Origin of the sequence: Nocardiopsis sp. NPDC057823, from assembly GCF_042797335.1 — a bacterium.
Lineage (GTDB): Bacteria > Actinomycetota > Actinomycetes > Streptosporangiales > Streptosporangiaceae > Nocardiopsis > Nocardiopsis changdeensis.
Genome location: NZ_JBHVLR010000005.1, coordinates 52,779 through 74,771, shown reverse-complemented (window position 1 = coordinate 74,771; position 21,993 = coordinate 52,779). Strand labels below are relative to the sequence as shown.

Genomic DNA, 21,993 nt, shown 5'->3' with positions numbered 1-21,993 from the left:
CACCGGGCTGCGAGCATCCCGTGTATGCGAAACGACGACACCCCCGCGGGCGGCGAGGGCGCGGCCGCCCTCCCGGCCGCCCCGGAAGAACTGCTGGAACGGCTCGCGGAGCGGTTCGAGGCGCTCGGCGACGAGCGCGGCGCGGAACTGGCCGAGGACCTGTACGAGCGCTCCCCCGCGGTGATGCGGGAGCTGGCCGGGCACGTCTCCGGCGCGGGGGACCCGGAGGCCGCGGCCCTGGTCGAGGCCCTGTGGACCGCGCTGGCCGACGACGGGGTCCTGGAGGCGGCCCGCTACGAGGACGGGGGGATCGCCGGGGCGGAGGCCTGGCTGCGCCGGGCCGCCGAGGCGGGGCACCCGCCCGCCATGTCCGCCCTGGCCGGCCTGCTCTTCGACCTGGGGCGGCACCCCGGCGCCGAACGCTGGTGGCGCAGGGCCGCCGCGCACGGGGACACCGGGGCCGCCGGCGGCCTGGGCGCCCTCCTGGAACGGGAGCGGCCCGCGGAGGCCGAGGAGTGGTACCGGGTGGCGGCCGACGCCGGGTCCGGGTTCCACATGTTCGTCCTGGGGAACCTCTGCCGCGGCCGGGGCCGCCTCGACGAGGCCGAGGACTGGTACGCCGCGGCCGCGGCCGCGGGCCCGCCGCGCGCCGAGGACGCCGCCTACAACCTGGGGGTGCTGCTGGCGGTGCGCGGCCGCGCGGACGAGGCACGGGAGTGGCTGTGCCGGGCCGTGCGGGAAGGCGTCCCCGACGCCCGGATCCACCTGGCACTGCTGGAACGCGGGAGGGGGCGGGCGGAGGAGGCCGCGGAGTGGCTGCGGCGCGAGGCGGAGGAGGGCTCCTCGCGCTTTGCCGCGGCGCACCTGCTGGCCGAGTGGTCCGCCGGCGCGGGCGACACCGGCCGGGCCGACGCCTGGCGGCGGCGCGCCGACCGGGGAGGCCCCGGGGAGATGGTCCGGCTGGGGGTGGTGCTGGACGAGCACGGCCTCGCGGACGAGGCCCGGGAGTGGTGGCGGCGCGCGGGCGGGCAGGGCGACGCCCGGGTCCGGATGGACCTCGGCTCGCTCTTCCACGGCAGGGGGCTGCCGGACGAGGCGGAGCACTGGTACCGCGCCGCGGCCGAGGTGGACGACTGCGGGGCGGCGGCGATGTACCTGGGCGAGCTGCTCCGGGAGAGGGGCCGGACCGGGGAGGCGGCCGACTGGGCGCGGCGCAGCGCGGCGGAGGGGCAGCCCGGTGGGGTCCTGCTGCTCGGCCGCCTGCTGGCGGAGCTGGACCGCGCGGACGAGGCCGCGGAGCGGCTGCTCCCCGCCGCGGAGGAGGGGGTGCCTGCCGCCGGCCACCTGCTCGCCGGGCTCCTGGCCGCCCGGGGGGAGGACGCCGGGGCCGAGGAGTGGTTCCGCCGCGCGGCCGAGACGGGGGCGCCGGAGTACCTGGGCGACCTCGGCGTGTTCCTGCTGGAACGGGGGCGCTCGGCGGAGGCCGAGCCATGGCTGCTCCGCGCGGTCGACGCGGCGCAGGACCCGGACCGCCTCGGTATCGGGGAACCGGGGGACCTCACCGCCCTGTACGGGCTCGGCCTGCTGTGCGCGGGGCAGGGGCGCGCCGACGAGGCGTTCGCCTGGTTCGAGAGGGCCGCCGAGGCGGGCGTCCCCGGGGCGGCGGACCGGTTCGCCGCCCTGCTCGACGATCGCGGGCGCACCGCGGAGGCCGCCGGGTGGCGCGCCCGGGGCACGGCGGCGGGGGCCTGAGGGGCGGGTCGGCCGGGTTCCGCGCGCCGTGTCGACAAAGCGCCGTGTCACCGTGTCGGCCTGTCCCCGTATCGGCCCGGCGACCTGTCGATCCGGCGGCGGCCGTGTCCGCGGCCGAGAGAGAACCGCGGGGGGAGTGCGCACGTCGAAAGGGCGTCGGTCTCCCGCCCCGAGCCCCTGACCTGAAAGCGAGATCCCCTTGTCGTACCCGCACCTCCGACAGCCCACGGCCGCGCCCCGTTACCGCTCACGGGTCACGGTGGCCCCGCTCGTGCGCGCCCTCGGCTTCCTCATCCCCCTCCCCCTCATGGCGATCGCGTCGCTCGGCTACATCAATTTCGAGTTCTGGCAGGCGACCTTCTACGTGTTCCTGGCACTGGGGATCGGGCTGCTGCTGAGTGCCCTGGTCTCGCGGGTGGCCTCGGTCCGCGTGGAGGTGCGCGACGGTGTCCTGACCCTGTCCAAGGTGCCGCTCGCGGAGGTGCTGCTGCTGGGGATGGGCGAGATCCCCGAGAGCGAGCGCCTGCGGCTGCCCGTCGCGGAGATCTCCTACGCGGGCTCGGCCCGCTTCCGGCTGCGCGACATCACGCTGCGCACCGACGGGAACTTCACCAAGCGCCGCGCCGGAGGGGGCATGGAGTTCGTGACCCGGGACGGCCGGTACCTGGTCGCCCGGGTCAAGGACGCGGACGGTCTCAAGCACGCCCTGCTGGCGCACGGCATGCACCCCGCCGCCCTCCAGGTGCCCTTCCCGCCGGGGATCGGGAGCCCGGAGACGGTCCGCGAGCAGCGCGCGTACCACCCCGGCCCCCCGGTCCCCCCGCCGTACGGCCGCTGAACCCGTCCGGAGCCGGGGCCCGGCACCCGCCGGGACCGCGTGTCGACAGGGGGACATGCGGTCCCGGCGACTCGTCGACGGGGCCGCCCCGAAGGACCGCTCTCAGATCCCCGCGTAGTCGCCCCAGCCCGTTTCGCCGGACATCAGCTCCCGCCAGGTGGGCCACCGCTCCCCCGTGTGCTGCCGCAGGAGCTCCCCCGGGGTGCTGAACGGCGGCGCCTTGCCCGGGTCGGCGAGGGCCTGGCCGACGATCGCCTCGTGGAGCGCGGCGGCCGCGCGCAGGCGGGGCAGCACCGCGTGGACCCGGTCGGCGTACCCCTCGGGCAGGGCGGGGCCCTCCGGTCCCAGGTCGTACCCGGCGCCCGCGGTCACCAGGGCGATCTCGGGCCGCTTGCGGATCGCCACGTCGAAGCACAGGTGCAGGGCGACGGCGTCCCAGACCACCTCGACCCGGTCGGCGGCCACGCCCCGGTCGTGGAGGAAGGCGGCGGCCGTGTCGGCGCCGTCGATGTCGAACCGCCCGCCCCGGTCCCCGTGCGGGGTGAGGCCGATGTCGTGCAGTACGCAGCCGAGGAACAGCAGCTCGTCGTCGTAGTCGTGGTCGGGGCGCAGCCCCTGCCGCTCCCCCAGGAACCGGCCGTAGAGATAGCTGCGCATGCTGTGGTTGAAGATCGCCGGGGACTCCGTGTCGCGGGCCAGGCGCAGGGCGTCGAGCGCGAGATCGGTGCGGGGGAACGGCAGGTCGCCGTAGGTGTCCATCAGGCCTCCATCCTTCAGGTTGCCTGAAGCATACGCTTACCTTCAGGCTGTCTGAAGGCGGGGCGGGGTCGGGGGTAAGCCCTGAACGAAAGTGGGGTGACGGGACGACTCGGGCGCGGTAGAACGGCACGGAGACCGACGCACGACCCCGAGGAGTCCTGACCTTGACCGAGACCGAGAACCCGTTCTTCGAACCCAGCGGTCTGCCCTACGGGCTCCCCGACTTCGCGAACATCCGCGAGGAGCACTTCGTCCCCGCCTTCGAGCGCGGCATGGCCGAGCAGCTCGCCGAGATCGAGGCGATCAAGAACGACCCGGCACCCGCCACCTTCGAGAACACCCTGGTCGCTCTGGAGCGCTCCGGCGCGATCCTGCGCCGTGTCTCGAACGTCTTCTTCACCTTCACCTCCTCCGACGCCTCCGACCGCGTCCAGGAGATCGAGACGGAGATGATGCCCCGGCTGAGCGCGCACGCCGACGCCATCACCCTCGACCGCGCCCTGTGGGAGCGGATCGAGCAGGTGACCGCCGAAGGCCCCGAGGACGAGGCGCTCCTGGAGCGCTACCGCACCGACTTCGTCAAGGCCGGCGCCCGGCTCGACGGCGACGCCCAGGAGCGGCTGCGGGAGATCAACGGCGAGCTGGCCCGGCTGTCCACCGAGTTCGGCCAGAACGGCGTGACCGCCGCCACCGAGTCCGCGCTGGTCGTGACCGACGCCGCCGCGCTGGACGGCCTGGACGGCGACCGCGTCGCCGCGGCCGCCCGCGAGGACGGCACCTACGCGCTGCCGCTGCACAACACCACCCTGCACCCCCTGATGGCCCGCCTCACCGACCGGTCCGTGCGCGAGCGCCTCTTCCGGCTCAGCGTCGACCGGGCCCCGGAGAACACGGAGATCGCCGCCCGCATGGCGGTGCTGCGCGCCGAGCGCGCCGCCCTGCTCGGCTACGCCGACCACGCCTCGCACAAGGTCGCCGACCAGACCTCCAAGACCCCCGAGGCGGTCGAGGAGCGGCTGGGCGCCATGGTCGAGCCCGCTGTGCGCAACGTCCTGCGCCAGACCGAGGAGCTGGCGGAGCTGGCCGGGCACCCGATCGAGCCGTGGGACTGGCCGTTCTACGCCGAGCAGGTGCGCCGCGACCGCTACGAGGTGGACGAGGCGGCACTGCGCCCGTATTTCGAGCTCGACCGGGTCTACACCGACGGCGTCTTCCACGCCGCCACCGCCCTGTACGGCATCACCTTCGCCGAGCGCGCCGACCTGTCCGGCTACCACCCGGACGTGCGCGTGTGGGAGGTGTTCGACACCGACGGCTCGGGGATGGGCCTGTTCCTGCTCGACCCCTACGCCCGCCCCACCAAGCAGGGCGGCGCGTGGATGCACAACCTGGTGGAGCAGTCCGAGCTGCTGGGGCAGAAGCCGGTGGTGGTCAACAACCTCAACATCACCAAGCCGGGCTCGGGGCCGACCCTGCTCACCCCGGACGAGGTCAACACCGCCTTCCACGAGTTCGGGCACGCCCTGCACGGGCTGCTGTCGGCGGTGCGGTACCCGCGCCTGGAGGGCACCGAGGTGCCGCGCGACTTCGTCGAGTTCCCCTCCCAGGTGAACGAGATGTGGGCCAACCACCCGCAGATCCTGGCGAACTACGCCCGCCACCACGAGACCGGGGAGCCGGTGCCCGCCGAGCTCATCGAGAAGCTGGCCGCGGCCGAGCGCTACGACCAGGGCTTCGCGACGGTCGAGTACCTGGCGGCGGCGCTGCTGGACTGGTCCTGGCACCGGATCGCCCCCGGGCAGGAGGTGGACCCGGGGACCTTCGAGGCGCAGGCGCTGGAGAGGTGGGGCCTGGCCCTGGACCTGGTCCGCCCCCGCTACCGGACCGCGTACCTCCAGCACTGCTTCGCGGGCGACTACCACGCGGGCTACTACTCCTACGTGTGGAGCGAGGTCCTGGACGCCGACAGCGTGGAGTGGTTCAACGAGAACGGCGGCCTCACCCGGGAGAACGGCGACCGCTTCCGCCGGTACGTGCTCTCGGTGGGCGGCAGCGTCGACCCGATGCGCGCCACCGCGGAGTTCCTGGGCCGCGAACCGCGCCTGGAGCCGCTGCTCCGCCGCCGCGGCCTGGCCTAGGCCGCGCTCTTTCGAACCTCCGCTCCGCTGCGGCCCGCCCGTCGAGCGGCGGAAGGCCCTCAACGGACGGCCCACGGCCACAGGCTTTCCCCGAGGGCCGCTTCTCCGGGACCTCCGGAAACCCCCGGCGGCGCGGGAGAGCGTTCGAGGAACAGGCACTAGGAGCTTCCGCGGGCCGGTCCCCTCCCGGGGGGACCGGCCAGGGGCAGCCGGAGGGTGAAGGCCGTGCCCTCCCCGACCGTGCTGCTCACCGCCACCGTCCCGCCGTGCAGCTCCACCAGCCCGCGCACGATGGCCAGCCCCAGGCCGCTGCCGCCGGTGCGCCGGTTGCGGGACTTGTCCGCCCGCCAGAACCGGTCGAAGACGTGCGGCAGGTCCTCCCGGGCGATGCCGACCCCGGTGTCGCTCACCCGGAGCACCGCCTCGGAGCCCGCTCGGTGCGCCTGCACGGTCACGGTCCCGCCCTCCGGGGTGTGCCGCAGCGCGTTGCCGACCAGGTTCCCCAGCACCTGGAGCAGCCGGGTGCGGTCGGCCACCAGGGTCACGTCGCGGACCTCGGAGACCAGCCGCACCCCGGCCTCCTCCGCGCGCAGCCCGTGGCCCGCGACCACCTGCTCGACCAGCGGGCCGGCCTCCACGGGCTCCGGGTCCAGGCGCAGCCGCCCGGCGTCGGCCAGGGCGAGGTCCTGGAGGTCGTCGATGACCGCCTGGAGCAGCAGGGTCTCCCCCAGCAGCATCCCCATGCGGTCCGGCTCGGGGTCGACCACCCCGTCCTGGACGGCCTCCAGCCAGCCGCGCAGGTTGCTCAGCGGGGTGCGCAGCTCGTGCGACACGTCGCTCACCATGGCCTTGCGCTGTTCCTCGGCCCGCTCCAGGTGCTCGGACATCTCGTTGAACGCCTCCGCCAGGCGGCCGATCTCCCCGGAGTCGCGGACCTCCACCCGGGCCGGGCCGCCGCCCTCACGCATCCGGTTGACGGCGTCGGTGAGCGCGTGGACGGGGCGGAGCAGCCGGGTCGCCAGGGTCGTGCTCACCACCACGGTCAGCACCAGCACCAGCACCACCACCCCGCCCACGCGCAGCACGCCCTCGCGGGACAGGGAGGGCCCCGCCGCGGCGTCCTCCGCGGGGTCGTCGATGAAGAGCAGCGCGGCCGGGGCCACGTAGGGGTCGAGCTGGGCGCGGCGGGCGGCGTCCAGGCAGGGCGCCGCCTCCGGCGGCACCTCGACCCGGGACCCGGTCAGGCTCCCGGTGCCGGAGGGGTCGGGGGCGTGGGACGGTGCGGGCTCCCAGGGGCTCTGCGGGTCCTGGGGGACCTCCCACGGGACCTCCTCGCCCGGTGCCGGGGCGTCCGGGACGATGGAGGGCTCCCCGCCGGGGAGCGGCTCCTCCGCCCCGGAGTCCTCCCCCGCCCCCTCCTCGGGCGGGGCGGCGCCCGGGTCCTCCGACGGCGACACGTTGCCGGGGTCCTCCGGAGCGGCCGGGGCCCGGGCATCGTCCGCCGCCTCAGGAGGATCGGCCGGCGGGGGGCCCGTGATCACGAGGCCCCCGGTGCGGCCGTCCATGGCGTACACGAGGTCCGTCCCGGAGTCGGGCGCGCAGTCGGCGGCCAGGGCGTTCAGGTCGGCCAGGGCCTCCTCCTCGCCCCCCACCGGCCGGTCCAGGGCGTCGAGGCCGCAGTCGTCCCACATGTACGCGTCGGCCTGCTCCGTCTCGACCACGGGGCGCCCCGTCGGCCCGGTCACCGCCTCCGCCGCCACTCCGTACAGCGTCCGAAGGCAGTCCGCGCCCTGCTCCGCGTCGGCGCGCAGCAGGGCGCGCTCGTGGTCGGTCAGGGCGAAGGGGCCCACCGCCCGCGGGTCGATGCGGTCTCCGCTCTCGGCGGCCAGGGTCACGTCCACCGCCAGCGCGTCCACCACCGACGACGTCCGGGGCGGCAGCGGCGGGGCGTCCCCGGCGGCCCCCTGCGGGGGTTCCGCGGCGAGGAGGGCGGAGTCGGCGATCACGGCCCGGCCCTCGGTGGTCAGGACGATCCGGCGGCCGGTCTCGCCGGCCAGGACCCGGACGGTCTCCTCGACCCCCTCCCACCCACGGTGGGTCGCCGCGTAGCCGACGAGGGTGTCGTGGATGTGGGTGTCCACCGCCAGGGTCTCCCCCTGCTGGACGTTGATGGACTCCGAGGTCCGCTGCACCGAAAGCCAGGCCGTCGCGGTGATCGAGCAGACCGCCACCAGGACCGAGCCCGTCAACAGGCGGAACAGTAGGCCGTGCCGGAGCGAGACCCGCCGTCCGGACCGGTTCCGCCCGGAGCGGTCCCGCCCGGGCCGCCGGCGCTCAGCGGCCACGTTCGGGCCCCACCAGCTTGTAGCCGACCCCGTAGACGGTGACCAGCCGGACCGGTCGCCGCGGGTTCGGCTCGATCTTGCGGCGCAGGTTCTTCACGTGGACGTCGATGGTGCGCTCGGTGATGTACCCGCTGATCCCGTGGATCAGCTCCAGCAGCTGGGCCCGGCTCAGCACCCGGCCCGGCCGGGCGGCCAGGGCCCGCAGCAGCTGGAACTCCACGGGGGTGCACTCCACCGGCTCCCCGTCCACCAGGACCGCGTGCCGGGCCGGGTCCACGGTGATCGGCCCCGCGTTCAGCACCCGCTCCTCGTCCCGGACCGGGGTGCGCGAACGCCGCAGCAGCGTGCGCACCCGCGCCATCAGCTCGCGCGGGCTGTAGGGCTTGGTGACGTAGTCGTCGGCGCCCAGGTCGAGCCCGGCCAGCAGGTCCTCCTCCGTGGAGCGCGCGGTGAGCAGCAGCACCGCCACGTCGGACTCCGCGCGCAGCACCCGGCACGCCTCCAGACCGCTCATCACCGGCATCATCACGTCCATCACGATCAGGTCGGGGCGGTCGCGGTGGTGCTCCTCCAGCACGGCGCGACCGTTGTGGACCACGCGGACCGCGTGGCCCTCGTGCTCCAGATAGCGCCGGATCAGCTCGGCCTGGTTCACGTCGTCCTCGGCCACCAGGACATGCGCGCACACGTGGAGGACCTCCGTTCGCCGATGGGGGGAGAGGGCCCCCGACACGGACGATCGTACGGGCGCCGCCCGCCGGCCCGGCGGGGCCGGAAGAGGTCTCCCCAGGTCGGAACACAGGACGCACACGGCGGCCACACGGGTTCTTCACATTCCTCGTCCACTCTTCATGGCGTCCGGCACGGAGAGCCCGGCCGGACCACCCCGACCGGATGGACCCCATGCGCCGATCCCTGATGCCCCGCGGAGCCTCCGTGGCCCTGCCCGCCCTGGCCGCCGCCGCGGTCCTGGCCGCGGCCACCGCCTGCTCGTCCGCTTCGGACTCCCCGGAGGAACCCTCCGGCACGTCCGGGCGGGCGGAGGAGTCCGCGGCACCCGAGGGCTCCTACATCGCCACGGCCGTCGGCGACGAGGTCGAGGTCCGCTCCGAGCCGGACGGCGGCGAGGTGGTGCACACCCTCGCCAGCCCGAACGACTTCGGCGCGGACCGCACCTTCCTCGTCCGACAGGTCCGGGGCGACTGGCTGGAGGTGCTGCTGCCGGTGCGGCCCAACGGCTCCACCGGCTGGATCGAGGCCGACGACGTCGAACTCACCGCCACCGCGTTCCGCGTGGAGATCGACATGTCGGAGTTCTCCTTCACCGTCGTCGAGGGCGGGGAGGAGCTCCGGACCGGCCCGATCGGCATCGGGACGAGCGAGACCCCGACACCGCCCGGTGAGTACTACTTCACCGAGCTGCTCCGGCCCTCGGACCCCGCGGGCGCCTACGGCGCCTACGCCTTCGGGCTCAGCGGGCACTCCGACACCCTGGAGACCTTCGCGGGCGGGCCCGGACAGCTCGCGGTGCACGGCACCGACGACGAGTCGGGCCTGGGCGGCGAGGTCAGCCACGGCTGCATCCGGGTCTCCAACGAGGACATCACCTGGATGGCCGAGCGCCTGCCGCTGGGAACCCCGGTCGAGATCACCGAATGACCGCTCACCGAGCGGACCCCCGAACACCCGACAGCGAGAACGACAAGAGGTCGACCATGCGAGTGAAGTCCCGGATGCTCATCGTCGCCGCCATGGCGGCGGCCTTCTTCGGCGCCGCCCCGGCGCTCGCGTCGGACGACGCCCCGGCCGAGCCGGCCGCCGTCGCCACCCCGGCCCCGACCCCCGGCGACGGAGGCCACCCCGGCGTTCCGACCGACCCGCCCACGGAGGAGGGGAACGCGCCCGTGGACCCGGGCGACCCGGCCCCCGTGCCCTCCGAGATGCCGCAGGACGACCCGTGGGACCCCGACACCCCCAGCGCGGTCCCGGCCCCGCCCATCGCGGAGGACCCCAACTACACCGGCTGACCCCCGGGTCCGCGGCCCCGGGGCGGGCCGCGGACCGGGAACGGCGCCGCGTCGGGTAATCCTCTGAGCATGGAGAACACCGACGCCCACATCCGGGTCCGCGGCGCGCGGGTGCACAACCTGCGCGCCGTGGACGTTTCCCTGCCCCGCGACGCGCTCGTCGCGTTCACCGGGGTGTCCGGGTCCGGCAAGTCCTCGATCGCGTTCGGCACCCTGTACGCCGAGGCCCAGCACCGCTACCTGGAGTCGGTCGCGCCGTACGCGCGCCGCCTCCTCCAGCAGCTGCCCGCGCCGGACGTCGACGGCATCACCGGGCTGCCGCCCGCGGTGGCCCTGGCCCAGGCCCGTTCGGTCCCCTCGGGGCGGTCCACGGTGGGCACCCTGACCGCGGTCTCCAATTCGCTGCGCATGCTCTTCTCCCGGGCGGGGACCTATCCGCCCGGGGCCGAACACCTGGATTCCGACTCCTTCTCCCCCAACACCGCGGTCGGCGCCTGTCCCGTCTGCCACGGGGAGGGCGTGGAGTACGAGGTCACCGAGGGGTCGCTGGTCCCCGACCCGTCCCTGAGCATCGCCGACGGCGCCATCGCGTCCTGGCCCGGCGCCTGGCAGGGCAAGAACCTGCGCGACATCCTCGACACCCTCGGGTACGACGTCCACCGCCCCTGGCGCGAGCTCCCGAGCGAGGAGCGCGAATGGATCCTGTTCACCGACGAACAGCCGGTGGTCACCGTGCACCCCGTCCGGGAGGCGGGCCGGGTGCAGCGCCCCTACCAGGGCACCTACAGCAGTGCCCGGCGGCTGGTCCTCAAGGCGTACGCGTCCTCGGCCAGCGAGGCCCGCAGGGAGCGCGCCCGTTCCTTCATGGACGAGCGGGCCTGCCGCGGGTGCGACGGGCGGCGGCTCAACGCCGCGGCGCTGCGTGTGACCTTCGCGGGCCGGAGCATCGACGAGCTGGCCCGGATGCCGCTCTCCGCGCTGGCCGACCTGCTCGCCCCCTGGCACGACGACCCCGGCCCCGCGGGCGCCCTCGTCCAGGACATCACCGCCCGCGTCGGGGTCCTGGTGGAGCTGGGCCTGGGCTACCTGGGCACCGCCCGCCCCGCCCCCACCCTCTCCACCGGGGAACTCCAGCGCATCCGGCTGGCCACACAGGTGCGCACCGCCCTGTTCGGGGTGGTGTACGTGCTGGACGAGCCGTCGGCCGGGCTGCACCCGGCGGACTGCGAGGCCCTGTCGGGCATCCTGCGGCGGCTGCGCGACGGCGGAAACACCGTGTGCTTCGTGGAGCACGACATGGACATCGTGCGGGGAGCCGACTGGGTCGTGGACGTGGGGCCCGGGGCGGGGGCCGACGGCGGCCGGGTGCTCTACAGCGGTCCGGTGCCCGGGCTGGCGGAGGTCGGGGAGTCGGTGACCCGCCGCTACCTCTTCGATCCCCCCGTCCCCGAGCGGGTCGGCCGCACCCCCTCCGGGACCCTGGAGCTGCGCGGGATCGACCGCAACAACCTGCGCAGGCTCGACGTCGACGTACCGCTGGGAGTGTTCACCGCCGTCACCGGTGTGTCCGGCTCGGGCAAGTCCACCCTGCTCGGCGCGATCGGGGAGCACGCCGCCGCACGCGGACGGGCGGTGTGGGTGGACCAGAAGCCCATCGGCCGCACCCCGCGCTCCAACCCGGCCACCTACACGGGGCTGTTCGACACGGTGCGCAGGCTGTTCGCCGACACCGACGAGGCGAAGGCGCTCGGGTACGGGCCCGGGCGGTTCTCCTTCAACGTGCCCGAGGGGCGGTGCCCCACCTGCGAGGGCGAGGGGTTCGTGTCCGTGGAGCTGCTGTTCCTGCCCAGCACCTACGCCCCCTGCCCCGACTGCGGGGGCGCCCGCTACAACCCCGACACCCTGCGGGTGGCCTACCGGGGGCTCACCGTCGCCCAGGTCCTGGACCTGTCGGTGGACGAGGCGCTGGAGTTCTTCGCCCGGGTGCCCTCCGTGGCGCGCTCGCTGGACACCCTGAGCGCGGTCGGCCTGGGCTACCTGCGGCTGGGCCAGCCCGCCACCGAGCTGTCCGGCGGGGAGGCGCAGCGGATCAAGCTCGCCGCCGAACTCCAGCGCCGCACCGTCGCCGACACCGTCTACCTGCTGGACGAGCCCACCACCGGGCTGCACCCCCACGACGCCGACGTGCTCATGGAGCGGTTGCGCGACCTCATCGACGCGGGCGCGACCGTGGTGGCCGCCGAGCACGAGATGCGGATCGTCGCCACCGCCGACCACGTCGTCGACCTGGGGCCCGGCGGCGGTGACGAGGGCGGCCGGGTGGTCGCCGCGGGCACCCCCGCCGAGGTGGCCGCCGTGCCCGGGAGCCGTACCGCCGCCTACCTCAAGGACCTCGTCCGGTGAGGTGAGGCCGCTCCGCCGGCGGAGCGCCGTGTCGCCGTGTCGCCGGGTCGAGGAGGCGACACGGCGACGAGTCGACAAGGGGACGCGTCGACAGGGCGGTGGGTGGACGGGGCGGCGGGTCGACGGAGCGATGGGCCGACCCGAGGAGGCGGCGCCTCCGACGAAGGTCGCAACCACGGTGCCGATCCGCGTCCGATGTGGCCGGGGCACCGTTTTCGCGACGCTGGGACCACACCACCGGAAGGAGGGGTCCGTGATCCCCGCGAAGACCACCGCACCGCCGCGCGCACGCCGCGCCCCGGCCCCCCTGGCGGCCGCGGCCGCCGCCCTCGCCGTCCTCGCCTCGGCCTGCGCCGCGCCCGCGGGCGGGGACGGCGCCCCGAACGACGGCGCCCCCGCGCCCGCGGCGGCGCCGCCCACCGCCGAGCTCACCGAGCAGGACGTCAACGCCTGGCTCGACGGGGTCGTCCCCGGGGCCCTCGACGTCTCGGGCATCCCCGGCGCCGTCGTCTCCGTCGTCCACGACGGGGAGATCCTCACCGTCCGCGGCTACGGGTACGCCGACACCGGCGCGGACGGGGGCGGACCCGTCCCGGTCGACCCGGAGGAGACCCTGTTCCGGGTCGCCTCGGTGTCCAAGCTGGTCACCGCGACCGCGGTGATGGGGCTGGTCCAGGAGGGCGCCCTCGACCTCGACACCGACGTGAACGAGTACCTCGACTTCACCCTCCCCACCCGGTTCGACGAGCCGGTCACCCTGCGGCACCTGCTGACGCACACCCCGGGGTTCGAGGAGCGGATCAAGGGCATGTTCCTCAGCGGCCAGGACGCCCCCGACCTGCGCTCCTACCTGGTCGAGGACCCGCCCGAGCAGGTGTACCCGCCGGGCACCGTGCCCGCCTACTCCAACTACGGCAACGCGCTGGCCGGGTACATCGTCGAGCGCACGGCCGGCGCGCCGTTCGAGGAGTACGTCGCGGAGACCGTGTTCGAGCCGCTCGGCATGGACTCCTCCACCTTCGCCCAGCCGCTCCCCGAGGGGTTCCGGGACCGGCCGGCCTCCGGGTACACCGACGACACCGGGCCCGCCGGCGAGTTCGAGACCGTCCCCGACGCCCCCGCGGGGGCGCTGACCACCTCCGCCCCCGACATGGCCCGGTTCATGCTCGCCCACCTGGGCGACCTCGAGGGGCTGGGGCTGGACGGGGACACCCTCGACCTCATGCACTCCCCGGCCCTGGACGAGGACTCCCTGGGCACGCTCGCCGCGGGGCCGCGCATGGCCCTGGGGTTCTACCGGGAGGACCGCAACGGGCGGCCCGCGCTGGGGCACGGAGGGGACAGCATGTACTTCCACTCCCACCTGCAGATCCACCCCGAAGACGGCACCGGCGTCTTCGTGTCCTTCAACGGCGGCGGGTACCCGGACGGGCAGGGGTACTACCTGCGGGAGGAGATCACCGGCGGTTTCATGGACCGCTACCTGCCCCGGGAGGAGGGGCCCGCGGCCGGGACCGACACCGCCGCCGAGCACGCCGCGATGGCGGACGGGAGCTACATCGGCACCCGCGCCGTCCAGAGCAACTTCCTGTCGGTGCTCGACCTCGTCGGCGGGCTGGAGGTCCGGGACCGCGGGGACGGCACCATCCTGGTCACCCCCGGCACCGCGAGCGGCCACCCCCAGGTGTACGAGGAGGTCGAGCCGTGGCTGTGGAGGGAGGTCGGCGGGCACCGGACGCTGTCCATGCGCGCCGAGGACGGCCGGGTGGAGGCGCTCGGGACCGACCCGGCGTCCGCGTTCCTGCGCGCCGGCCCCGGGCACGTCGCGGCACCGGCGGTCCTGGCCTTCTCGCCGGCGGTCCTGCTCGTGGCCGTGCTCTCCTGGCCGGTCGGCGCGGTGGCGCGCCGGAGCCTGTCCCTGCCCGCGCGCGACCGGGCGGGGCGCACCGCCCGGGTCCTCACCCGGGTCGGCACGGCCGCGGCCCTGGCCGCCGCGGTCGGGTGGGTGCTGGTCCTGTCGTTCCTGATGGGGATGAACGAGGTGCCCGCGGCCGTGCTGCTGGGCCTCCACGGTCTGCAGCTGCTCGGCGCGCTGGGCGTCGTCCCCGCCGCGTGGTCGCTGGCCGGTGACGTCCGGCGCCGTGCCGGGTGGAAGCGGTACGCGGCCGGGGCGCTGGTACTGGCGGCACTGGCGGGCACGGCGTGGTTCGCGCTGTCCTTCGGGCTGCTCTCCTTCGACCCGACGTACTGAGGTCCCGGGTGTCGGCGGGGATCATGTCCACGGACGAGTGAAGGGGGACCCGATGGGCGGGCAGGACCACGGCCCCGCCGCGCGAACGGCGGTGCCGGTGCCGGCGACGCCGTTCTCCGGGGCGGGCGAACTGGCGGACGCGCTGCTGGACCGGGTGGGGCTGCGCGGGCGGGCCCGCAGGGACGCGGCCCTGGCGGCGGCCGTCGCGGCGGCCTCGGTCGGGATGCTCTGGCTGCTGCTGTTCTCGTTGGTCCACGTGGACGCGGTGGCGCTCTCCGCGGCCGCGGGGGCCGTCCTCACCGCCGCCATGGCCGCGCAGTCGCTGCTGCTGGCCGTGCGCCGCCGGTACCCGGTCGTGTGCCTGGTCGGCGGGACGGCGCTCCAACTGCCGGTCATGGCGCTGCTGCCGCCGGAGGTCGGGGTCCAGGGGCTCGCGCTGTTCATCGCCGCGTACACCTGCGGGACCCTGCTGCCCGTGCCCCGGCTCCTCGGGGCGGTCACGGGCGCCGTCGTCCTCTACTGGCTGGTCGGCGGTCCGGCCCAGGGGCTGCTGGCGCCGCCCGCGGACCTGCCGCCGGCCTCCGGGGACTCGGCGGTGCCATGGCTGGAGCTGCTGGCCTCGGGCGTTCCCACGTTCGTGCTCCCCGCCCTGGTCGGCGCCTACGTGGGCACCCGGCGCCGCTACCTCGGCCTGCTGCGGACGCGTGCCGCGGAGGAGGCCCGCGCCGAGCGGGAACGCGCCGAGTCGGCCATCCGGGCCGAGCGCACCCGGATGGCCCGCGAACTGCACGACATCGCCGCCCACCACCTGTCCGGCATGGTCGTGCAGGCCGGGGCGGCGGAGAGGCTGATCGGCCGGGACGACGAGGCCGCCCGGGAGGCGATGGCCTGGGTCCGGTCCCAGGGCAGGGAGACCCTGGCCGGCCTGCGCTCGGTGGTCGGCGCGCTGCGCGACCCCGCCGAGGACGGCGGCGCCGGGGCCGAACAGGGCGCGCCCGTGCCCGGGCTGGCCGACCTGGACCGGCTGGTCGGCGCCGAGCGCGAACTCGGCACGGAGATCGAGGTGGTGCGCGAGGGCGAGCCGTACGGGCTGGCGCCGATCGCCGACGTCACCGCCTACCGGGTGGTGCAGGAGTCGCTGACCAACGCCCGCGACCACGCCGCGGGGGCACGGGTGCGGGTGCTGCTCCGGCACGGGGCGGAGGGGTTCGTCCTGGAGGTGGAGAACGGGCCGGGCGGGGCCCGTGCGACCGGGCGGGAGCACCGCGGGCTGGGCGTGCTGGGCATGCGCGAACGCGCCCAGGTGGTGGGTGCGGCGCTGGAGGCCGGGCCCACCGGTGATGGAGGATGGCGGGTGCGGTGGGAGTTGCCGGCGGACGGGGGCGAGCGGTGATCAGGGTTCTGCTGGTGGACGACCAGGCCATCGTCCGGGCCGGGTTCCGGGTGATCCTCGACATGGCCGACGGCATCGAGGTGGTCGGCGAGGCGGGGGACGGCCCGTCGGCGGTGGAGCTGGCGTCCCGGCTCAGGCCCGACGTGGTCTGCATGGACGTGCGCATGCCGGGCGGCGACGGGCTGGCGGCGACCCGGGAGATCCTGGAGCGGTCGGCCCGGCGGCCCGGCGAGCGGCCGCCGGAGATCCTCGTGATCACCACCTTCGACCTCGACGAGTACGTGTTCGGGGCGCTGGAGTCGGGGGCCGCCGGGTTCGTCCTCAAGGACACCGACCCCGACGACCTGGTGGACGCGGTCCGGCGGCTCGCGAGCGGGCAGGGGCTGGTGGACCGGGCGGTGACCCGCCGGGTCATGGCCGAGTTCGCCCGGCGCAGGCCCCCGGGCGGAGCCGACCCGGACGCGCGGGGCCTGCTCACCGCCCGGGAGGCGGACATCGTGCGGCTGCTGGCACAGGGGATGTCGAACGCGGAGATCGCCGGGGCGCTGTTCATCGAGACCAGCACGGTGAAGTCGCACCTGACCCGGGCGATGGCCAAGATCGGCACCCGGGACCGGCTGCAGACGGTGGTCTGGGCCTACCGGACGGGGGTCGCCCGGCCCTGACCCGGGAAGGGGGGCGGGGCCGCGGCCCCGCCCGGCGCCCCTCACCCCGGGTAGGGGGCCGCCGCACGGGCGGCCCGCAGCGCCCCGGCCCACCAGGCCAGCTGCTCCAGCATCGCCTTGGCGTACCCCTCGGCCTCGGGGTCCCGCGGGAGGCCGTCCTCCCAGGTGAAGAAGTAGTTGGGGAAGCTCAGGCCGTCGCGGACGGTCACCGCGTGCAGCTCCGTCAGCACGTTCTCCAGGTGCAGCACCGCGTGGCGGCCGCCCGCCGCTCCCCCGTAGCTGACGAAGCCGACCGGCTTGGCCGCCCACTGGGTGAAGTGCCAGTCGATGGCGGCCTTCAGCGAGGCCGGGTAGCTGTGGTTGTACTCGGGGGTGACCAGGATGAACGCGTCCGCCCCCGACAGCGCCTCTGTCAACGGGGCCAGGGAGTCCGGGAAGGGGTAGGCGTCGCCCGCCATCTTCGGCGGGACCGCGGGCAGGGCCAGGGGGAGGTCGAAGTCCGCGAGGTCGACGACCTCCACCTCGAAGGCCCCGTGGGCGTCCGCCCTGTCGGCGACCCAGGAGGCGACCGTGGGGCCGAACCGGCCCTCCCGGACGCTGCCGACGACGATCACGAGCTTGAAAGCGTGTGCTGTGTTGTCCATGCCGACCACGATCCGCCCCGGCGGCGGACGTGAACAGGCCGTGGTCAGGCTGGCCCCCACAGGGCCACGCTGAGGCCGTGACCCGCCGGGCGGGCCCGCCCTAGGATCGCGGCATGGGTACTCCTCTGGGCGATTTCATCCGGGCCAGGCGCGACGCCATCCAGCCGGAGGCGCTGGGCCTGCCGGCCCGCCACCGCCGCCGCTCCCCCGGGCTGCGCCGGGTGGACCTCGCCTCGCTGGCGGGGATCAGCGTCGAATACCTCACCCGGATCGAGCAGGGGCGCGACGGCAACCCGTCGCCCGCCGTCGTGAACGCGCTGGGCGACGCGCTCGGACTCGACGGCTCGGAGCGCGGGCACCTGCTCTACCTGGCCAAGATCACCGGCGGCGGGTGCCCCTCCCACAACCGCCCCGCGCCGCCGGACCGGGAGGTCGCGCCGACCGTCCTGCGGACGCTGGGGCTGCTGGAGCCGGGGGCGGCGGCCGTGACCAACCGGCTGGGCGACCTGCTGGCCCGCACGCGCGGGTTCGACGCGGTGTTCGCGGGGACCGGCCTGTTGGAGGGGTCGGGGGCGGACGGCGGGTTCCCCAACCTGACCCGGTACGTGTTCACCGACCCCCGGGCGCGGGAGCTGTTCCCCGACTGGGGCGCCGTCGCCGACGAGCAGGCGTTCGACCTGTGGACGGCGCCGTCCCGGGAGTCCGCGGAATGGATGGGCGCCGAGCTCGCCCCGGTGGCGGGCCCGGAGTTCACCGACCGCCTCCAGAGCCACAGGCTCCCCGAGCGCGGGGTGCTGACCCTGGCGCACCCCTCGGCCGGGGTCCTCCACCTGCACCGGGAGGTCCTGGAGGCGTCCCCGCGGGACCAGCAGGTGCTGGTCATGCTGCCCGCCGACGAGGCGACGGAGGCCGCCGTCGCGCGCCTGCGCGACCGGGCGGCCGCGGGCGCCCCCGCGGCCGGCTGACCCCCGCCCTCCCCGGTCACACGTCCCGGCGTTCGAACACCGCCACCGCGACCGCCACGAAGACCGCCACCCACGCCACGAGCACGAGCACGGCGGCCGCGGTGGGCAGGTACCCCTCGCTTCCCGGGACCGCGATGCCCGCGACGCTCTCCGTCGCCGCGCCGTAGGTGAACCGGGGCACGCTCTCCATCCACCACTCCCCCAGGAAGGGGGCCGTGACCACCGGCAGCAGGTTGACCAGGAACACCGCCGTGAACGCCCCGGCCGCGCTGCGCAGCACCGCGGCCGCGCACGCCGTGAGCACCGCCTGTACCGCCATCCCCAGCGGGATGTAGACCAGCGTCGCCCGGAGCATCCCCGGCGCGCCCAGGCTCAGCGTCGGCTCCCCCGCCGCGCGCAGGGCGGCCTGGCTGACGTGGAAGTTCACCTGGGCCACGGCCAGTCCCACCACCAGCGCCAGCGCCGCCACGATGACCAGCTTGGCCAGCAGCGGGCGCCACCGGCGGGGGGACGCGGCCAGCGTCCACACCGCGGGACCGCGGAACTCCGACGCCACCATGCCGCCCGCGAGGCCGGCGAAGGCCAGCGTGCCGAACCCTCCCGCGAAGAAGATGACGGCGTACTCGCCCTCCGCCTGCTCGCGGGCGATCGCGGCGCTGTCGCCGAACACCACCATGAGCACGGTGACGCCCACCGTCAGCACGAACGCCAGCACCAGCACGAGCCGGTTGGCGGGCGTCGCCAGGAACTTGCGCCACTCCGACCGCAGCACCGGCCCGAACCCCGGGCCCGGGCGCGTCCCCCGTCCGTTCTCCCGTACCCCGGCGGTCATCGCCTCCCTCCCGTCCGGGCCACCGGCGCGGACACGTGACCCGCGTCGGCGCCCGTGAGCTCCATGAACACGTCCTCCAGGCTGGGCCGCTCCGTCGTCAGCCCGTGCAGCACCAGCCCGTACCTCGCGGCCAGCTCACCCACGTCGGCGGCCTCGGCCCCGGTGACCAGCAGGTCGGCGGTCCCGTCCCCGGCATCGGTCTCGACGGTGCAGCCGTGGTCGCGCAGGACGGCGGCGAGCGGCCCGGGCCGCGGCCCGCCGAGCCGGACCCGGCCGCCCGCACCCTTGCGGACCAGGTCCGCCACGGTGGTGTCGGCGATCAGCCGCCCCAGGCCGATGACGACCACACGGTCCGCGGTCTCGGCCATCTCCCCCATGAGGTGGCTGGAGACCAGCACGGTGCGACCCTCCGCGGCCAGCGACCGCATCAGCGTGCGCACCCACCGGACCCCCTCCGGGTCGAGCCCGTTGACCGGCTCGTCGAGCACCAGGGTCCCGGGGTCGCCCAGCAGGGCGGTGGCGATGCCCAGCCGCTGGCGCATGCCGAGCGAGAAGCCGCCCACCCGTTTCCCGGCGACCCCGGACAGCCCGACCGCGCCCAGCACCTCGTCCACCCGCCGGTCGGGCAGGCGCGCGGCCGCCGCCACCCAGCGCAGGTGCCCCGCGGCGGTCATGCCGGGCGGTATCCCGTCGGTGTCGAGCACGGCGCCCACCGCCCGGAGCGGGTCGGGCAGGTCCCGGTAGCGGAGCCCGTCGATCGCGGCCCGGCCGCCGGTGGGCCGGTCCAGCCCGAGGATCATCCGCATGGTCGTGCTCTTGCCCGCGCCGTTGGGACCCAGGAACCCGGTGACGCAGCCGGAGGGCGCGGTGAACGTCAGGCCGTCCACCGCCCGGGTCCGGCCGTAGTGCTTGCTCAGGTCCTCGACTTCGATCACGCCGTCCGCCCTCCGTCGTCCTTCGTCCGTCACCACCAGGCAACCGCCCGGGGGTGTGGCGGCGGGAGCGCCGAATGCGGTGAGGGAGACGACGAATGTCGTCGATCCCCGCCCGGACGGGTCCGGGAGGGGGCCCGCCGCCTACGGTGGGGGCATGGACGACCACGCGGTTCCCCCGGCCCCGCCGCCCGGAAGGGGGCGGCCCGCGCGTCGCGGGGCGATCCTGCTCGCCTGCGCCTTCGGGCTCCTCGCCGTCGCCAACGGCGTGTTCTGCCTGGTGGTCATCGACGGGGCCGGGCCGCTCCCGGTCCTCGCCGGCGCCGCGGGCATGGCCGGCGCGTCGGCGGTGCTGGTGCCCCTGGGCCCCCGGTTCCCGGGCACCGTCGCCGCGGCGGCGGTGGTCCTGGCGGTGCTCCCGTACCTGGCCGGCGGGGCCTGGCGGGAGCTGGCCCTGGTGGGCGGCCTGGTGTGGCCGGTCCTCGTCCTGGCGTGGGCCGCCGCGAACCTGGTGAGGTGGGCGCGCGGTCCGCGCGGGGCGGCGGTGGGGGCGGCCGCCTTCGTCGGCTACGCGGTGTTCATCGCCGTCGTGCGCGGGACGGAGGGGTTCGCGTTCCTGGAGGCGCTCAACGCCTCCTCGCCGGTGCTGGGCGGCGCGGCCCTGGCCCTGTACGGGCGCCTGGCGCAGGCGCGGAGGGAACGGGCCCGGCAGGAGGAGCGCGAACGGGCGCTGCTGGCCGAGCGGGCCCGCGTCGACGAGCGCCGGCGGCTGGCCCGGGAGATGCACGACGTGGTGTCGCACCAGGTCAGCCTGATCGTTCTCCAGGCGGGAGCGCTGGCCGCCGCGTCCGCCGACCCCGGGGTGCGCGAGGTCGCCGACCGCATCCGGGCCGCGGGCGGGCGGGCCGTCGACGAGCTGCGCGAGATCGTCGGTGTGCTGAACGACCCGGCCTCGGTGCGGCCGGACCCGCCGGTGTCCTTCGGGCCGGCGGTCGGCGTCCCCGATCCGCTGGCGCCGGTGCGCGAGGCGCGGGAGGCGGGGCAGGCGGTGGAGCCGGACGTTCCGGACGACCTCGCCGGCCTGCCGCCCCATGTGGCGCGGGCCCTGCACCGGGTGGTCCAGGAGTGCCTGACCAACGCGCGCAAGCACGCCCCCGGCGCGGCGGTCCGGCTCAGGGTGGTCCGCGAGCGCGGCGCGGTGCTGGTGGAGGCGGCCAACCCGGTGGAGGACGATCGGACCGGTCCCCTCATCGAGGGGACCGGGACCGGCCTGGAGGGGCTGCGGCACCGGGTGGAGATGCTGGGCGGGTCCCTGCGCGCCGGACGGGACGGCGACGGATTCCTGGTGGCGGCCGTGGTGCCCCTGCCCGGGGAGGGAACGGAGGAGGAACGGTGATCGACGTGGTGCTCGTGGACGACGAGCCGATGGTCCGCGAGCACCTGCGGGTCATCCTCGGCGCGGCCGAGGACCTGCGTGTGGTGGGCGAGGCGGCCGACGGGGCGGAGGCGGTGGAGGCGGTGCTCCGGCACCGGCCGCGCGTCGTACTGATGGACCTGCGGATGCCGGGGGTGGACGGGATCGCCGCCACCGAGCGCATCGCCGCCCTGCCCGATCCCCCGGCGGTGGTCGCGCTGACCACGTTCGCCGACGACTCCCACGTGGCGCGCGCCCTGGAGGCCGGTGCGGCCGGGTTCCTGGTGAAGTCCACCCCCATGGAGGACCTGGTGGGGCTGGTGCGGGTGGCGGCGGGCGGGCACGCGGTGCTGTCCCGGGAGGTCGCGGGCGGGTTCACGGGGCGGTCCGGGGTGTCGGCGCGCGCCCGCGAGCTGGTCGCGGGGCTGAGCCCGCGGGACCGCGACCTCCTGGGGTGCCTGGCGGAGGGGATGACCAACGCGGAGATCGGGGCGCGGCTGTTCCTGGCGGAGTCGACGGTACGGGGGTACGTGTCGCGCCTGCTCATCCGCCTCGGCCTCACCAACCGGACCCGGGCCGGACTCCTGGGGAGGGAGGCGGGGCTGCGGGCTCCGGAGCGGCCGTCCGGATGACGG

Annotated in this window: 18 protein-coding genes; 12 read left to right on the top strand and 6 right to left on the bottom strand. The window is 75.6% G+C overall.

Features of this window, described 5'->3' with window-relative positions; translation table 11 throughout:
• The first annotated feature begins 24 nt into the window (after positions 1 to 24).
• A complete protein-coding gene (locus tag ACFVNO_RS10885) occupies positions 25 to 1,752 on the top strand; it encodes a tetratricopeptide repeat protein (protein WP_378891526.1) in 1,728 nt (575 codons plus the stop codon).
• A gap of 259 nt (positions 1,753 to 2,011) precedes the next feature.
• A complete protein-coding gene (locus ACFVNO_RS10880) occupies positions 2,012 to 2,590 on the top strand; it encodes a hypothetical protein (RefSeq protein ID WP_355260442.1) in 579 nt (192 codons plus the stop codon).
• A 102-nt stretch (positions 2,591 to 2,692) separates the two neighbouring features.
• Here ACFVNO_RS10880 and ACFVNO_RS10875 read toward each other — a convergent pair whose 3' ends face one another.
• The gene (locus ACFVNO_RS10875) at positions 2,693 to 3,349 is read right to left on the bottom strand and encodes an HD domain-containing protein (RefSeq protein ID WP_378891523.1); all 657 of its coding nucleotides are present in this window, start codon (positions 3,347 to 3,349) and stop codon (positions 2,693 to 2,695) included.
• A 164-nt stretch (positions 3,350 to 3,513) separates the two neighbouring features.
• Between ACFVNO_RS10875 and ACFVNO_RS10870 the strand changes: the two genes are divergently transcribed.
• A complete protein-coding gene (locus ACFVNO_RS10870; protein ID WP_355260437.1) occupies positions 3,514 to 5,487 on the top strand; it encodes a M3 family metallopeptidase in 1,974 nt (657 codons plus the stop codon).
• Between the two features lie 158 nt (positions 5,488 to 5,645).
• Here ACFVNO_RS10870 and ACFVNO_RS10865 read toward each other — a convergent pair whose 3' ends face one another.
• Positions 5,646 to 7,739, bottom strand: coding sequence for an ATP-binding protein (locus tag ACFVNO_RS10865; RefSeq protein ID WP_378891996.1), 2,094 nt, complete (start codon positions 7,737 to 7,739; stop codon positions 5,646 to 5,648).
• Between the two features lie 82 nt (positions 7,740 to 7,821).
• Complete coding sequence (locus ACFVNO_RS10860) at positions 7,822 to 8,520, bottom strand: response regulator transcription factor (protein ID WP_220564013.1); 699 nt, start codon at positions 8,518 to 8,520, stop codon at positions 7,822 to 7,824.
• Between the two features lie 206 nt (positions 8,521 to 8,726).
• Here ACFVNO_RS10860 and ACFVNO_RS10855 point away from each other — a divergent pair, with 206 nt between their 5' ends.
• The 6 genes from ACFVNO_RS10855 (at position 8,727) to ACFVNO_RS10830 (ending at position 16,571) form a co-directional block, all read left to right on the top strand.
• Positions 8,727 to 9,491, top strand: a complete 765-nt coding sequence (locus ACFVNO_RS10855) for a L,D-transpeptidase family protein (RefSeq protein WP_378891518.1) — start codon at positions 8,727 to 8,729, stop codon at positions 9,489 to 9,491.
• A gap of 56 nt (positions 9,492 to 9,547) precedes the next feature.
• Positions 9,548 to 9,859, top strand: coding sequence for a hypothetical protein (locus tag ACFVNO_RS10850; RefSeq protein WP_355260428.1), 312 nt, complete (start codon positions 9,548 to 9,550; stop codon positions 9,857 to 9,859).
• 69 nt (positions 9,860 to 9,928) lie between these two features.
• Positions 9,929 to 12,262, top strand: a complete 2,334-nt coding sequence (locus ACFVNO_RS10845; protein WP_378891515.1) for an ATP-binding cassette domain-containing protein — start codon at positions 9,929 to 9,931, stop codon at positions 12,260 to 12,262.
• A gap of 253 nt (positions 12,263 to 12,515) precedes the next feature.
• On the top strand, positions 12,516 to 14,513 hold the full coding sequence (locus ACFVNO_RS10840; protein ID WP_378891512.1) for a serine hydrolase domain-containing protein: 1,998 nt from the start codon (positions 12,516 to 12,518) through the stop codon (positions 14,511 to 14,513).
• A gap of 52 nt (positions 14,514 to 14,565) precedes the next feature.
• Complete coding sequence (locus ACFVNO_RS10835) at positions 14,566 to 15,906, top strand: sensor histidine kinase (protein WP_378891509.1); 1,341 nt, start codon at positions 14,566 to 14,568, stop codon at positions 15,904 to 15,906.
• Entirely contained in the window at positions 15,903 to 16,571 is a 669-nt protein-coding gene (locus ACFVNO_RS10830) for a response regulator transcription factor (RefSeq protein ID WP_355260416.1), read from the top strand. Before ACFVNO_RS10835 ends, ACFVNO_RS10830 begins: the two co-directional genes overlap by 4 nt.
• 41 nt (positions 16,572 to 16,612) lie before the next feature.
• Here ACFVNO_RS10830 and ACFVNO_RS10825 read toward each other — a convergent pair whose 3' ends face one another.
• The gene (locus tag ACFVNO_RS10825; RefSeq protein WP_220564018.1) at positions 16,613 to 17,215 is read right to left on the bottom strand and encodes an NADPH-dependent FMN reductase; all 603 of its coding nucleotides are present in this window, start codon (positions 17,213 to 17,215) and stop codon (positions 16,613 to 16,615) included.
• Positions 17,216 to 17,328: 113 nt separating this feature from the next.
• Between ACFVNO_RS10825 and ACFVNO_RS10820 the strand changes: the two genes are divergently transcribed.
• A complete protein-coding gene (locus ACFVNO_RS10820; protein ID WP_378891504.1) occupies positions 17,329 to 18,180 on the top strand; it encodes a helix-turn-helix transcriptional regulator in 852 nt (283 codons plus the stop codon).
• A 16-nt stretch (positions 18,181 to 18,196) separates the two neighbouring features.
• On the opposite strand, the gene ACFVNO_RS10815 is transcribed toward ACFVNO_RS10820, so the two are convergent.
• Both ACFVNO_RS10815 and ACFVNO_RS10810 read right to left on the bottom strand, forming a co-directional pair.
• Positions 18,197 to 19,012, bottom strand: a complete 816-nt coding sequence (locus ACFVNO_RS10815) for a hypothetical protein (protein WP_378891501.1) — start codon at positions 19,010 to 19,012, stop codon at positions 18,197 to 18,199.
• Entirely contained in the window at positions 19,009 to 19,947 is a 939-nt protein-coding gene (locus ACFVNO_RS10810) for an ABC transporter ATP-binding protein (RefSeq protein WP_378891498.1), read from the bottom strand. Before ACFVNO_RS10810 ends, ACFVNO_RS10815 begins: the two co-directional genes overlap by 4 nt.
• Before the next feature lie 154 nt (positions 19,948 to 20,101).
• Here ACFVNO_RS10810 and ACFVNO_RS10805 point away from each other — a divergent pair, with 154 nt between their 5' ends.
• On the top strand, positions 20,102 to 21,340 hold the full coding sequence (locus tag ACFVNO_RS10805; protein ID WP_355260403.1) for a histidine kinase: 1,239 nt from the start codon (positions 20,102 to 20,104) through the stop codon (positions 21,338 to 21,340).
• Positions 21,337 to 21,990 carry a response regulator transcription factor gene (locus ACFVNO_RS10800; RefSeq protein WP_355260400.1) on the top strand — a complete coding sequence of 218 codons (654 nt, stop codon included), beginning with the start codon at positions 21,337 to 21,339 and terminating at the stop codon, positions 21,988 to 21,990. The genes ACFVNO_RS10805 and ACFVNO_RS10800 overlap by 4 nt, the downstream gene beginning before the upstream one ends.
• Positions 21,991 to 21,993 lie beyond the last annotated feature (3 nt).